The sequence below is a fragment of the Pseudonocardia sp. DxW genome (assembly GCF_058448985.1).
Genome location: NZ_JBZFLK010000004.1, coordinates 15127 through 29213, shown reverse-complemented (window position 1 = coordinate 29213; position 14087 = coordinate 15127). Strand labels below are relative to the sequence as shown.

The following is a 14087-nucleotide window of genomic DNA, read 5'->3' as shown; positions in this document are numbered from 1 at the left end:
CCCCGGGCACCGGGACACGCGGGCCGCTCCTCCGGGACCCGGTGGCGCGGGCCGCCCGCTCCGGTGGGCGCCGGTCGGCTCAGGCCTCGCCGTACAACCGCGCCCAGGTCTCGCGCGCGGTGAGCCGCGGCTCGGCGGCCTTCCAGGCCCGGGCCGCGTCCGGGCCCTCGCTGTACAGTCGCCGCACGGTACGCACCCCGCGGGTGGCCAGCTCGCGGAGCCGCTCGCGGTCCCGGGTCCGGATCCGGACGCCGGTCTCGGCCATGTCGGTCACGATCGCCCGCTCGAACAGCGCCACGTGCCACCAGTGCGCCTCGCCGGCCGGCACCATCCCACTGCGGAACGGCACCCGCCCGGACGCCTGCAGCACGGCCCGCTTGAGCCACGTCCTGATCATCTTGGACGGCTTGCCGCCGGCCAGGTGCACCACGGACTCCCGCGGGTCCAGCCCGGCGTCGGCGATCGGCACGGCCGTCGTCTCCGGGTAGGCGGCGCGGATCCGGCGGATCGTCGCGGCGGCGCCCGCGGAGCCGTCGTCGAGGATCTGCGGGCCCTCCAGGAAGTCGTCCACCGCGGTCAGCAGGGTCGCGGCCAGCCCGTACTGCATCGCGACCAGGTACTGGGCGAGCAGCTCGACGACGGTGGCGGTGACCGTGCGCCGGTCGAAGCCGGTCCGCAGGGCAGCGGTGATCAGGCCGTTGCGCTGGTTGAAGTAGCGGTGCCACTCGTCCCAGTCCTTCCAGCCGAAGTCGGCGTGCCACACGCCGGCGCCGGGCAGGGAGACCGTGGGGAAGCCGTGCTCGCGGGCGCGGTAGCCGAACTCGACGTCGTCCCACTGGAAGAACAGCGGCAGCGGGTAGCCGATCGCGCGCACCACCGGCGCCGGGATCAGGCAGGACCACCAGCCGCTGTACTCGGTGTCGACCCGGCGCTCCTGCACGACCGGCAGCAGCCGCTCGTCGCGGCCGAGCAGGAAGCCCTCCTCCAGCGCGCCCGGGACCGGCCTGCCGACGCGCAGCTTCTCCGGCTCGGCGTACTCGGCGGTGATGTGCACGTGCGCCGGGTGCAGCAGGTTCAGCATCTGCCCGCCGACGATCGTCGGGGTGGCGGTGCAGGCGGCGAAACCGGTCAGCCGTACGACGATCTCCGGGTCGAGCAGCACGTCGTCGTCCATCAGGAGGACGTCGTGGTCGTCGGCCGGGTCCCCGGCGGTGGCCTCGTAGAGGCCGCGGCTGAACCCGCCCGCGCCACCCAGGTTCGGCTGCCGCTGGTGCACGAGCTGCTCGCCGAACGCCTGCGCGATCCCGGCGAACCGGTCCCGCGAGTCCAGCGGGTCACTGCCCTGGTCGACCACCCGGACCCGGGCGACGCGGGCCAGCGCGACCGGGTCGTCGAGCAGCGCCTGCAGGGTGTTGAGGCAGTCCTCGACCCGGTTGTACGTGCAGATCGTGATCGACGTCGGCCGCGGCGGGCGGGGGACCTGCACGGTCCACTCCACATCGGACACAGCCAGCTCGCCGGTGTCGGTGCCGAACTCCAGCCAGAGCCCGCCGCCGTCGATGAACCGGTCGATCGCGCCGGTCAGCTCGACCGGGCCGGTGCCCTCGACGTCGGCGTAGGCGACGGCGCGGCCGACCTTGTTGGTGTCCGAGGCCATCAGCCACACCCGGCCGCGGCCGGTCGCGTGCAGCGAGACCAGAACCTCCGGCACCGACGTCCAGCGGTGCCAGTAGGTGGCGTGCAGCCTGCCCCAGTAGGTGTTGGTGGTGACGAGGGTGGCCGGGGCGAGCTCGATCCGGTCGCGTTCGCGGCGGGCCGCGCCGCGCAGCACCTCGGCGTAGAGGTCCTCGGGGACCAGCGGGGTCGGGCCGGTGAACGGCCCCCGTTGCACCACGAGCCTGCCGGGCTGCGGATCACCGCCCGCTGGTGCGGCGGGAGCGGGGTCTCCGTCGCGGGTGGGGCGCGCGGTGTCCAGCATGTCTCGGGGGTGCCTCTCGGTCAGGTGGGCCGGGTGAAGAGTCTGCCGTCCGCTCAACCGGGCAGCGGCGGCGGGTCGCCCGGCGCGGCGCCGATCTCGCCGACCTGCTGCCATCCCCACATGGTGCGCTCCCCGCGCTCCACCGGCGCGGGGACGGACGCCGGGGCGTAGGGCTCGTAGATCCGGAACTGGCCCCAGTCGAAGTCCCACTCGCCCGGCAGGTACGTCGGCAGCACCCGCTCGGCCCCGACCAGCGACGTCCAGCCGCGCGGACCGCCGCCGGAGGCGGCACCCCACTCGTCGCCCACCGAGCGCTGCTGGGTGTCGGCGAGCAGCCGGTAGGCGGGCACGTCGGCGACGCCGCCGTTCACCTCGAACCGGCGCAGGCAGGGGTGCACGAACGCGGTCGGCCAGTCCAGGTAACCGGGACGGCCGGCGACGACGTCGGTCAGCGGCGTCAGCTGTGGGACCCGGGGCTGGGCGACGGCCAGCCAGGCGCTCGGCCCGAGCCCCTGGTCGGACGCGACGACCCGGACCCGGTCGGCGCCGGCGGCGGCGGTGCCGGACAGGTCGAGCCGGATGTCGCGCCAGGCGGACCCGCCGGCCGCGGTGCCGGCGTTGTCGGCGACCGACGTGACGGTGCCCGCGTTGCCGGACGGCGTGATCGGCTCCACCGGGCGGTCGCCCGCGGCGAACTCGAGGGTCAGCGAGTTCGGGCCCCCGACGGTCCCGGCGACGCCGAGCACCAGCGGGGCGTCCCCCCGCCGGGCCGCGGCCGGCAGCGTGTACCAGCCGGACCGGTACTCGCCGGTGTGCTCCGGATCCGGGGACCAGCTGCCGGTGACCGGCCCGCCCTGCGGCCCGGTGCCGGTGATCCCGGCCCGGGCCTGGCCGGTGCCGTCGTTGTCGCGCAGCGATCCCGGCCCGGTGGGCGGCAGCCCGTCGCGGACGAAGCCCTGCTCCAGCGGCGGCTCGTCGAGCGGTCCGGGCGGGGCCGGCGGCAGCACGCCGGCGGCCGGATCGGTCTCGACGAGCAGGCGTCCGGCGAGGCCGCACTGCGAGCCCGTCGGGTCGGTGATGATGTCGGCGCCGAGCGAGTACGAGCCGGCCTGCTTCTCCATGCCCTTCGCCAGCGACGCGACCTGGAACAGCACCATGAACGCGCAGATCAGCGCGACCGGCGCGGAGCCGAGCCGCACGGCGCGGGCCTGTCCGCCGCGCCGCCGCAGCCGCCGCCCGCCGGCCTGCGGGGGCGGCACCGGCCGCGGCACGCCGGGCGTGCGCAGGTGCTCGATCATGCCGACGACCAGCGAGATGCCGGCCAGGCCGAGCAGCAGGCCGGTCGCCGAGAACCCGCCGACCGACGGCGGCTTGTCGAACCACGGCACGCCCCAGTTGGAGACGTACCACCAGGTGTTCGGGCCGGTGAAGGCGAGCGCGGTGACCGCCAGCACGGCGGCGAGGAACAGCGACTGGTTGCGCCGGGAGCGCAGCACCCCGGTGCTGGTGGCGAGCGCGGCCAGCGCGGCGACGCCCGCGGCGAGCGCGGCGAACGCGCCGAAGTGGTGGGTCCACTTCGTCGGGGTGAGCGCGAGCACCGCGAACGACAGCACGGTGCTGCCGAGCAGCCGCCGGGAGAAGCCGAGCGCGGCCCCGGGGATCCGGCCGCGGCGCAGCAGCACGGCGCCGGCGACCGCGGTGCACAGCCACAGCAGCAGCACCGGGAACCGGCGCTGCAGCGCGCCGTCCCGGGACTCGGCGAACAGCAGGTCGTACCGGGACAGCTCCTGGTACCAGGACAGGTTCGGCCCGAGCTCGGTACGGACCCGGGTGGCCTCGGAGATCGTCGCCCAGGTCTGGTCGCCGAACACGGCCAGCAGCACGATCAGCCCGGCGGCCAGCAGCGGCGCCAGCGTCGGCACCCAGCCTGCGGTCGCGGCGCGCTCGGTGAACAGCCGCAGCAGCGGCCGGGCGCCGGCCAGGAACGGCGCCATCGCGATCAGCCCGGTCGGGGTCGCCGCGACCGCGAACGCCGCCGCGATCAGTGCCCCGGCGACCGGGAGCAGCCGGCGGGTCGCCAGCGCCCGCTCCAGCATCACGAACGACACCAGCGCCGCGATCACCACGACGCTCTCCGGGCGCAGCCCGTTGTCGAACGGCAGCCAGAAGCACAGGAACACCCCGGCCGCGGCCCAGCCGGCGGACCGGCTGCGGCGGACCCGGGTGCCGAGGCGGGGGAGCAGCGCCCGGCTGATCAGGAACCAGGACGCGATGCCCATCGCGAGTGCGGGCAGGCGCAGCCACAGCACCGCCTCGGAGATCCCGCTCCACAGCGAGTACAGCTGGTAGAACCAGCCGAACGGCGCCTCGGGCGAGTTGAACCAGCGGTAGTAGTTGCCGATGTAGCCGGCCGCGTCGTTGCCGCGGGAGATCGCGAGGATGTACCCGTCGTCGGAGGTCATCGAGCCGATCACGGCCCACACCGCGAGCACGCCGACGACGACGGCGTCCCGGACCGAGTCCCGCCCGCGCAGCGCCCCGGCGAGCCGGCGGCCGTGCACGATCCGGCGGCCGTCCCGGTCGTCGATCCGGTGCAGGAACCACAGGCAGCCGGCCAGCGCGAGCGCGGCGAGCACCCCGGCCACCGTCTTCAGGCCGGTGGCGGAGGTGTCGTAGCGGTTGTCGGTGTCGAACGTCACCGACGTCCCGGCCATCGGGTCCAGCGCACCGTCCAGATCGGAGTACACGCCGACGACCTGCGGGCGGACGTCGCCGCCCGTGTCGATCACGGTGCTGACGCCGAGGGTCGCGGTGGTCGCGGCTCCGGTCGAGTCCAGCTCGAACGCACAGCCGGGGCCCGGCGGGGGGAGCGGTTCGGTGGCGGCCCGCTGGCCGCGGTTGTCGACGGTGAGGACGCCGTCGGCGACGCTGATCTGCAGGCCGACGGCCGCCCCGTGCGGCGCCTGCGGCGGGACCGTGGCGAGGACCGTCGCCGGGCCGGGGGTGCGGTCGTCGAGGCTGCGGATCGCGTCACAGGTGATGGCGACCTGCAGCATCTCCGGCCGGTAGGCCACCAGGGGTGCGTCGATCGCCGCGGTGCCGGTCTCCGCGGTCGGCCAGGTGACGGTCGCGGTGCTCTGCACGACCGGCAGGAACGGGATGAGCAGCGCGAACACCGCGGAGAGCAGCCCGAGTGCCGCGGCGAGGACGCGGTCGGTGCCACGCGATCCGCGATCACCGGGCCGGGGCCCGACCCGCTGATCGGGTTCGCTCTCGACGCTCACCACGCGGCCGAGGCTAGACGGGCGCTGAAGATCGACTGTGACACCCCCGTGATGACCGCTTGCGGATGTCGCCCCGCCGGGGTCTCAAGTCGGCCCATGGTGACGCTGTGTCACCGGATGCGACATTCGGGCCCTCTTCAGGTGTCACCGGTGACGGTGGTGGCGATCTTTCGTTGGCCCCTCACGTGAGCATCCGCACTTCGCAGCGCCGGCCGGTGGACATCCCGGCCCAGGGCGTCCCCGGCCCCGGTGACACCCGCGCCGACCGGGTCGAACCGGCCGTCACCGGGGGGCGTGCCGAGGTGCGGGCGCTCACCGGGCTGCGGATCGTCGCGGCGCTGTGGGTGGTGGCGTTCCACTTCCACTTCACCCCGCTGGCCGGGGTGGGGATGGTGAACGACTGGCTCGGTCCGCTGGTCACGCAGGGTGCGCTCGGGGTCGATCTGTTCTTCGTCCTGAGCGGTTTCGTGATCGCCTGGACCTACCTCGAGCAGCTCGGTCCGCGACTGCGGATGGCCGACGCGGGCGGTTTCGTGTGGGCGCGGGCGGCGCGGATGTGGCCGGCCTACGCGATCGTGCTGCACCTGTTCGGGATCTGGCTGGTGGCCCGCGCGCTGCTCGGCGGCACCGACGAGATCGCCTACCAGGCCGTCCAGCCGGAGCTGAGTGTCGGCGCCTGGCTGGAGCAGGTGTTCCTGGTCCAGATGTGGACCCAGCCCTATCTGGACGGTGCGTCCTGGGTCGGGCCGACCTGGTCGATCAGCGCGGAGTGGCTGGCCTACCTGCTGTTCCCGCTGCTCGCGGTGGTCTTCTTCCGGCTGCGGAACCTGCCGTTCGCGGTGCTCGCGGCCGGCTCCCTGCTGTGCGTCGCCCCGCTCGCGGCGGCGTTCGTGGTCGTCGGGTCGCCCTACTACCCGTACAGCTGGCTGGTCCGGATCCTCGGCGGGTTCTCCGCCGGTGTCCTGGCGATGCTGGCCGTGCGCAGGCTGCGCGAGCGGCCGGCCGGGACGACCGCCGCAACCGGGGCAGCCACGGCAACCGCGGCAACCGCGGCAACCGCGTCGTCGGTGGCGACGTTCACCTTCGCCGCGATCCCGTTCGTCCTGCTCGCCGGCGGTGTCGCCGGGCACGGGCTGCACGGGCTGACGGTGCTGCTGTTCCCGGTGCTGGTCGGTGCGCTCGCGCTCGCCGACCGCGGGCCGGTGCACCGGTTGCTGTCCCGCGGCCCCGTCGTGCACGGGGGCCGCATCTCGTACGCGCTCTACCTCGTCCACATCCCGATGTTCGAGGTCTACTGGTTCCTGAGCGACTCAGGTGTCGTCCCCACCGGCGGGGCCACCGGCCACCTGATCGCGCTCACCGTCTTCGTGGGGACACTGCCCGTGGCACACCTGCTCTACACGCTCGTCGAACGCCCCGCCCGCCGGTGGATGCGTGCGCTGCCCGGTCGCCGGGGAGCTGCCGCCCCGCAGCCCGGCCCAGGTGGCCCCGCGCCGGTGGACGGCGGTCCCGCCCTGGTGGGCGGCGGTCCCGCCCTGGTGGGCGTCGGTGGCACAGCCCGGCAGGGCGAGACCGGCACAGCCCGGCAGGGCGAGACCGGTGCCGTTCTGCGGGTGGACAGCGACGCGGCCCGTCGCGACCCGGAGACGACGGTGTTCCCGGTCGTGACCGGTCCGGCCCGGCGCCGGGTCACCACCGACGACGCGCGGATCGACCCCGAGACCGCCCTGATCCCGGTGGTCCGGGCGGCCGGGCGGCCGGCGCCCGCGGAGCGCCCGGTGCCGGTCCAGCACAGTGCACCGGTCGAGCACGCTGCGCCGGTCGGACGCGCTGTGCCGGTCGAGCGTGCTGTGCCGGTCGGGCACGGTGCGCTGGCAGAGAACGCTGTGCCGGCTGGGCGTGCGGTGCCGACGGAGGACGCTGTGCCGGCGGGATCGGCTCCGGGCCGCCCGCCCGCGGAGCCCGCCGACGCCGCGGTCCCGGCGCAGGCCGACCACCGGGTCGCGGCGCAGGCCGACCACCGGACCCCCGAGCAGCAGGCCGACCGGACCCCGGAGCGGCAGGCCGACCGGACCCCGGAGCAGCAGGCCGACCGGACCCCGGCACAGCAGGACGACCTGGCCCCGGAGCAGCAGGCCGACCGGGCTCCGTCCCCCTCCGGCGGCGTCGTCCCGGCGGGAACGGCCCGCTGGGTGCTGGACCGGCTCGCGGCCGCCCGCGCGGTGGGCGGCGACGGACTGGGCGGCGGCGTCGCAGCCGATCTGGTCGCGCTCACCCGCCCCCGCGACGACGTCCGCGGCCCGGAGCTGTTCAGCCCGGTCGTCGACGGACCGGGGCCGCCCGCGGGCACCGACCGGGTGCAGCGGCTGCGGTCGCTGCAGCGCGCGGCCCGCGAGCTGTCCGAGGAGCCGCGCGGTGGCGTGGTGCCGGCGCCGCGCGCGATCAGGTCCGCCTCGGCACTGCCCGGGACCCGCAGCGGGGCGGAGAACTGCGGCCGCGGGTCGCACCGCCGGGACGTGGCGCACGGCAGCGCCGCCACCCCGATCGTGGCCGCCTCGGGGGAGGCCGCCCGCCGCCGCCGCAAGCGGCCCTCGCACGGGATCTGATCCGGCGCCCGTCCGGCACGTCCCGGTGGGCGGGTGCCGGACGGGTGGCCGGGGCCGTGCGGGGGAGAATGAGCCCGCCCGATCCCGCCGACTCCTGTGGACCGATGACTCCGACCAGCCCCTCCCGCGCCGACCTGCCGGATCCCGCACCCGCCCCGCCGGACACCGCGGCCCTGCACTGGTACCTGCGCCTGGTCCGCCGTCACCTCGGTCGCGGGCCGTATCTCGACGTCGCCGGGGCCGGCGGGCTGCTGCTCGCCGGTCTCGCCCGGCTCGGCCCGGCGTCCGGCCTGGCCGGGTCCGATGCGGAGGCGGACGCGATGCGGTCCGGTGCCCCCGGCTGCCCGGTGCACCGCCGGCTCGACGACCTGCCCGGCGCGATCGCCGCGCTGACCGCCGTCGAGGTGCTGGACCGGCTCCCGGACGACGCGCTGGCCGGTGACACCGGGCCCGGCGGCTGGTTCCGGGTGCTGGAACCGGGCGGGCACGCGCTCGTCGTCGCCGCCGACGCCGAGGGCCGCGGCCGCGAGCTGGCCGGTGCGCGCTGGGTCCCGCCGCGCCATCCGCGGGGGCACGTCCGGATCCGGGAGATCCTCACCGCCACCGGGTTCGACGTCGTCCGTGAGGGTTCGGACGGGCTGACCCGCCCGCCCTACGGCGGCGTCCCGGCGCTGCTCGACCCGCGCCTGACCGCGACCAGGGCGCAGCGCTCGTCGGGCCGGTTGAGCATGGCCGTCGGCAGCGGCGAGCGGGCGGTGTTCGTGCTTCGCAAGCCCGGCTGACGGCGAAGGGGGCAAGATAGTTGTCATGAGCGACGTTCTTCCCCTCGGCCCCGACGAGCTGCTCTCCACCACCCGTTCGGTCCGCAAGCGCCTCGATCTCACCCGCGACGTCCCGCTGGACGTCGTCCGGGACGCCCTCGAGGTCGCCCTGCAGGCGCCCAGCGGCTCCAACCAGCAGGGCTGGCACTGGCTGGTCGTGACCGACCCGGACAAGCGCAAGGCGATCGGCGAGTACTACCGCGAGTCCTACACCGCGTACCGGAACGGCCCGACGTACCCCACCAACCGGTCGACCGGCGACACCGAGCGGGACGTCGTCCAGAGCCGGGTCGCCGACAGCGCGACCTACCTCGCGGAGCGGATGGGGGAGGCCCCGGTCCTGGTGATCGGCGCGCTGCAGGCGTCGGCCGAGCTGCCGGCGTCGAACCAGGCGGGTCTGTGGGGGTCGCTGCTGCCGGCCGCGTGGAGCCTGCAGCTGGCGCTGCGGGCGCGCGGGCTGGGCAGCGCGTGGACCACCCTGCACCTGAAGTACGAGAAGGAGATCTCGCAGCTCCTGGGCGTCCCCGACGACGTCCGCCAGGGCGTCCTGCTGCCCGTCGCGTACTACACCGGGGACACCTTCAAGCCCGCGAAGCGGGCGCCGCTCGACACCGTCCTGCACGTCGACGGCTGGTGAGCCGGGTCAGATCGGCAGCTTCCGGAAGATCGGCCGCGGCACGTGCCGCAGCGCGCTCATCACGAACCGCATCGGCGCCGGTGCCCACACCAGCTCCTTGCGGTTGCGCACCGCGTCGGTGATCACGTCCGCGACCGCCTGCGGCGTGGTCGCCAGCGGGGCCGGGTCGAGGCCGTCGGTCATCTTCGAGTGCACGAACCCGGGACGCACGATCGTGACGGTCACGCCGTGCTCGCGCAGCGCCTCGGTCAGTCCGGTGTAGAACGCGTCCATCCCGGCCTTCGTCGAGCCGTAGACGAAGTTCGAGCGGCGGGCGCGTTCCCCGGCGACCGAGGAGATCGCGACGATCGAGCCGTGCCCCTGCTCGCGGAACCGCTCGGCCAGCGCGACCCCGGTGGAGACGGTCGCGGTGTAGTTGACCTGGGCGAGCTCGACGGCGTGCTCGACGTCGGTCCAGGCCCGCTCGTTGTCGCCGAGCAGGCCGAACGCGACGATCGCGACGTCGATGTCACCGCCGGCGAACGCCTTGCGCACCACCTCGGCGTGCGTGTCGAGCTGCGCGGCGTCGAACTCGAGGGTCTCCACCCCGCAGCCCAGCGCCTCCAGCTCGGTCCGGGCGGCGTCCCGCCGGGGCCCGGGCCGGGCGGCCAGCACCACCCGCATCGGGCGGTCCGACGCGAACGCGCGGACGGTGGCCAGGCCGATCTCGGAGGTGCCACCGAGCAGCAGAATGCTCTGCGGATTGCCCACGGCGTCGATCATGGTTCGGAGAACTCCAGGGGTCAGAGGGTGAGCTTGAGGCGGCGGGACATGTCGGAGGCGAAGACGCCCGACGGGTCGGCGGCGTCGCGGATGGTCTTCCACTCGTCGAACCGCGGGTAGCCGGCTGCGAACGCCTCCGGCGAGGTCCGCGACTCCTTCGCCAGGTACAGCCGGCCGCCGGCGGCGAGCACCAGCTCGTCGAGCTCGGTGCAGAACCGGGACAGGCCGTCGGTGATCGGGAAGTCGACGGTGATCGTCCAGCCCTCGGTCGGGAACGACAGCGGTGCGTCGTTCCCGGCGCCGAACCGCTTGAACACGTTCAGCGCCGAGTCGAACGGCGACTGCGAGATCCGCTCGACGATCCGGCGCAGCGCCGTCTCCTCGCCGCGCGGCACCACGAACTGGTACTGCAGGAACCCCTTGGACCCGTAGATCCGGTTCCAGCCGCCGAACACGTCGAGCACCTGGTAGAACGCGGTGATGTTCTGCACCGAGCCGCGCTGGCGGCGGGGTGCCTTGCGGAACCACAGCTCGCTGAACGCGCGCACCGACAGCTTGTTGATCAGGCCGTTGGGGAAGGCGTCCGGGAAGCTGAGCAGCTGCGGCGCGTCGAACTTCAGCGGGTCCGAGCGCAGCTTCGCGGGCAGCTGGTCGACGGTCGCGAGCGAGCCGCGGGTGAGCACGCTGCGGCCCAGCCGGGCGCCGGTCGTGGTGGTGTCGAACCAGGCGGCGGAGTAGCCGTAGGTGTCGTCGGAGCCGTCGGTGAGCAGCTCCAGCAGGCCGTCCAGGTCGTCGGTCCGGTCGGTGTCGACGACGAAGTACGCCGACTCGGTGCGGTGCAGCCGGATCCGCGCCCGGACGATCACCCCGGTCAGGCCCATCCCGCCGACGGTGGCCCAGAACAGCTCCGAGTCCGGGGTCAGCTCGTGCACCGAACCGTCGGCGAGGACGATCTGCAGCCACTCGACGTGGTTGCCGAAGCTGCCCTTGGTGTGGTGGTTCTTGCCGTGCACGTCGGCGCCGATCGCGCCGCCGATGGTGACCTGGCGGGTGCCGGGCAGCACCGGGACCCACAGCCCGTGCGGCAGCGCGGCGCGCATCAGCTGGTCCAGCGAGACGCCCGCATCGACGTCGGCGACGCCGGTGTCCGGGTCGATCGAGTGGATCCGGTCCAGGCCGGGCATGTCCAGGACGACGCCGCCGGCGTTCTGCGCCGGGTCGCCGTAGGACCGGCCCAGGCCGCGGGCGATCACGCCCCGCTCGCCCGCGGTGCGCACCGCCGTGGCGACGTCCTCGGCGTCGCGCGGGGTGACCAGCTGCGCGAGCGTGGGTGCGGTCCGTCCCCAGCCGTGCAGGGCGGTGGTCCGGCGGGTGGGTGTCCCGGACCGGAGGCTGCCGGGAACGGTCGTGTCCGTCACCGGGCCCAGGGTAGACACCCGTCCCGGGCGGGCTCGTCGCGGTGCAACCGCCGTGCTGTCACCGCGCGTACCCGGCACCGCGGTGACCGGTCGCGGGGTGGGAGGCGCCACACTGGGCAGGTGCTGGACGAGCGGCAGGCCCCGCGTGCCCTGGGCGCGCTGCCGCCGCGGCGCACCCGGGCCACCGCGGCGGGCTGGTACCTGCTGCTCGGCATCGGCTACCTGCTGGTCTCGCTGTGGCTGCAGCGGCGCGCGCTGGCCGACCCGGGCGGGGTGCTGATCGGGCACGTCACCGCCGACGCCGACATGTTCGCCTGGTGGCTGAACTGGCTCCCGTTCGCGACGGCGCACGGCGAGAACCCGCTGCTCACCGACTGGATGCACTGGCCGTACGGGCTGAACGCGCTGTGGAACACCGCGGTCCCGCTGCTCGGCGTGCTGCTCGCCCCGGTCACCGTGGCGGCCGGCTCGGTGGCCGCGTTCAACGTCGGCGTCGTGCTCGGGCCGGTCGTGTCCGGGCTGCTGCTGGTCGCCGCGCTCGGCCCGTTCGTGCGGTCCGCGGGCCCGCGCGGCTGGGCGGCCCGCGGCGTCGCCGGGGCGCTGTACGCGTTCTCCCCGTTCCATCTCGCGCACGCCGTCGCCGGGCACCTGAACCTCACCTGGTCGGTGCTGCCGCCGCTGCTGCTCCTGCTCGCCCACCACCTGTTCGGCCGCGGCCCGGTCGCCCGGCCGTGGCTGGTCGGCGGGCTGGCCGGACTGGCGTTCGCCGGCCAGCTCGTGCTGTACACCCAGACCCTGGCGATCGGCGTCATCCTGCTGGTGCTGACGGCACTGCTGCTGGCGCTGCGGTACCCGCGGCGGGTCCGGGCCCGGCTGCCCGGCCTGGTCCGGGCCGGGGTGGCCTGCGTCGGGGTGTTCGCCGCGGTCGGCGCCTACCCGCTGTACCTGGTGCTGGCCGGGCCGAACCGGCCGCGCGCGGCGATCCGCAACGTGCACGCGACCGGGGCGGATCTGGCGAACGTGCTGGTCCCGACCCGGATGACGGCGTTCCGGCTGACCCCGGACGTGACCGGCGAGCAGCTGCGCGGGCACATCGGGGAGCAGGGCGGCTACGTCGGGCTGGCGATGCTGGCGCTGGTGGTCGTCGCGGTGGTGGTGGTCCGCTCGACGGCGCTGCGGGTGCTGGCGGCGGTCGCCGCGCTGTCCTGGCTGTGCTCGCTCGGCACCGCGGTGGTGCTGTTCGGCCGGGAGACCGGGATCCCGCTGCTCTGGCTGGGTCTCGCCCGAGTGCCGCTGCTCAGCGACATCGAGCCGGTGCGGATCCAGGTCGTCACCGCGCTGTGCGTGGCCGCGGTGGTCGCCATCTGGATCGACCGGATGCCGCTCGCCCCGCCGGGCACCCGGGTCGGCGCGCTGGCGCTCACCGGGTTCGCGCTGCTCAGCTGGCTGCCCGCGGACGCCCAGGAGGTCCGGCCGGCCCCGGTCCCGGAGTTCTTCGCCGCCGGGGCGGGCGGGCTCGGCCCGGCCGACGTCGTCGAGATCTACCCGCGGATCACCGCCGCCTGGGACGACGGCGCGCAGGGCCTGCGCTGGCAGGCGGCGTCCGGGCCGGACTTCCGGATCCGCGGCGGCTACTTCATCGCCTCCGACCCGGAGGACGACGTCGTCGTGCAGAGCCGCTGGAACCGCTACCAGATCGGCGCGCAGTGGGTCGCCGACGGCAAGAACGACCCCAGTGACGGCTACGCCGCCGAGGCGGACGCCGAGCTGCGCCGGCTGGGGATCACCGCGGTGGTGATGGTGCCGGGCCGGGCGGTCGACGGCGGCGACGAGGACCGCGTCGTCGAGTGGACCCGCCGGGTGACCGGCGATCCGGGCCGGTTCGACGGCGGGGCGTGGGTGTTCCGGCTCCCCGCCGCCGCCCCGGTCGGCTGAGCACCGGTGGCCGTTTACCCTGGACACGTGGACGGTCCGCGGGTTCCCGGCGAGCGGCGCGAGATCAGGATCTCCGACGCCGACCGCGAGCGTGCCGCCGAACGGCTCAACCGGGCCATGGCGGAGGGCCGCATCTCGGTGGACGAGCTGCAGGAGCGGCTGAGCACCGTCTACGCGGCCCGGTTCGGCGCGGACCTGCTGCCGGTGCTGTCCGATCTGCCCGGTGATCCGCTGAACCTGAGCGCCGACGTCCTCGCCACCCCGGTCGGCCCGCCCACGGTGCTGCGCGGCGGGGTCGGCCCGCTCAAGCGGCGCGGGCGCTGGAACGTCCCGCCCCGGCTGCGGGTGCAGAGCTCGTTCGGCTCGGTGCTGCTGGACTTCTGCGAGGCCGAGCTGCCCTCGCCGGTGGTCGAGGTGGAGCTGGAGCTCGGCGCCGGTTCGGCCCGGCTGCTGGTGCCCGAGCACGCCACCGCCGACGTCGACGGCCTGGTCTCGTCGTTCGGCTCGATCCGCTCGAAGGTGGCGTCCCGGCCGGTGCACGGGCGTCCGCACTTCCGGGTCTACGGCCGCACCTCCGCCGGCTCGGTGACCGTCCGCACCCGCTACACGTTCGCCGGCCGGCACTTCTGACCTGCGGGTCCCGGCG

General features: G+C 75.1%; 9 protein-coding genes. 5 read left to right on the top strand and 4 right to left on the bottom strand.

Translation table 11 applies throughout. The features are described 5' to 3' along the window. Positions 1-79 precede the first annotated feature (79 nt). Both ACVJO7_RS07375 and ACVJO7_RS07370 read right to left on the bottom strand, forming a co-directional pair. The gene (locus ACVJO7_RS07375; RefSeq protein ID WP_491672238.1) at positions 80-1978 is read right to left on the bottom strand and encodes a glycosyltransferase; all 1899 of its coding nucleotides are present in this window, start codon (positions 1976-1978) and stop codon (positions 80-82) included. 53 nt (positions 1979-2031) lie between these two features. Next, positions 2032-5262, bottom strand: coding sequence for an arabinosyltransferase domain-containing protein (locus ACVJO7_RS07370; protein WP_491672237.1), 3231 nt, complete (start codon positions 5260-5262; stop codon positions 2032-2034). 185 nt (positions 5263-5447) lie between these two features. Here ACVJO7_RS07370 and ACVJO7_RS07365 point away from each other — a divergent pair, with 185 nt between their 5' ends. The 3 genes from ACVJO7_RS07365 (at position 5448) to ACVJO7_RS07355 (ending at position 9326) form a co-directional block, all read left to right on the top strand. Next, a complete protein-coding gene (locus tag ACVJO7_RS07365) occupies positions 5448-7868 on the top strand; it encodes an acyltransferase family protein (protein ID WP_491672236.1) in 2421 nt (806 codons plus the stop codon). Between the two features lie 104 nt (positions 7869-7972). Beyond that, positions 7973-8650: a hypothetical protein gene (locus ACVJO7_RS07360; RefSeq protein ID WP_491672235.1), complete on the top strand. Its 678-nt coding sequence runs from the start codon at positions 7973-7975 to the stop codon at positions 8648-8650. A 25-nt stretch (positions 8651-8675) separates the two neighbouring features. Next, positions 8676-9326 (top strand): nitroreductase family protein, encoded by a 651-nt coding sequence (locus tag ACVJO7_RS07355; protein ID WP_491672234.1) that lies wholly within the window; start codon positions 8676-8678, stop codon positions 9324-9326. Positions 9327-9332: 6 nt separating this feature from the next. Here ACVJO7_RS07355 and dprE2 read toward each other — a convergent pair whose 3' ends face one another. Together dprE2 and dprE1 are read right to left on the bottom strand one after the other, a co-directional pair. Then, on the bottom strand, positions 9333-10088 hold the full coding sequence (gene dprE2 / locus ACVJO7_RS07350) for a decaprenylphospho-beta-D-erythro-pentofuranosid-2-ulose 2-reductase (protein ID WP_491672233.1): 756 nt from the start codon (positions 10086-10088) through the stop codon (positions 9333-9335). A 20-nt stretch (positions 10089-10108) separates the two neighbouring features. Beyond that, positions 10109-11506: a decaprenylphosphoryl-beta-D-ribose oxidase gene (gene dprE1 / locus ACVJO7_RS07345; protein WP_491672232.1), complete on the bottom strand. Its 1398-nt coding sequence runs from the start codon at positions 11504-11506 to the stop codon at positions 10109-10111. Between the two features lie 120 nt (positions 11507-11626). Here dprE1 and ACVJO7_RS07340 point away from each other — a divergent pair, with 120 nt between their 5' ends. Both ACVJO7_RS07340 and ACVJO7_RS07335 read left to right on the top strand, forming a co-directional pair. Then, positions 11627-13441: a hypothetical protein gene (locus ACVJO7_RS07340; RefSeq protein WP_491672231.1), complete on the top strand. Its 1815-nt coding sequence runs from the start codon at positions 11627-11629 to the stop codon at positions 13439-13441. A 27-nt stretch (positions 13442-13468) separates the two neighbouring features. Further along, on the top strand, positions 13469-14071 hold the full coding sequence (locus tag ACVJO7_RS07335; protein WP_344024281.1) for a DUF1707 domain-containing protein: 603 nt from the start codon (positions 13469-13471) through the stop codon (positions 14069-14071). The last annotated feature ends 16 nt before the right edge of the window (positions 14072-14087 follow it).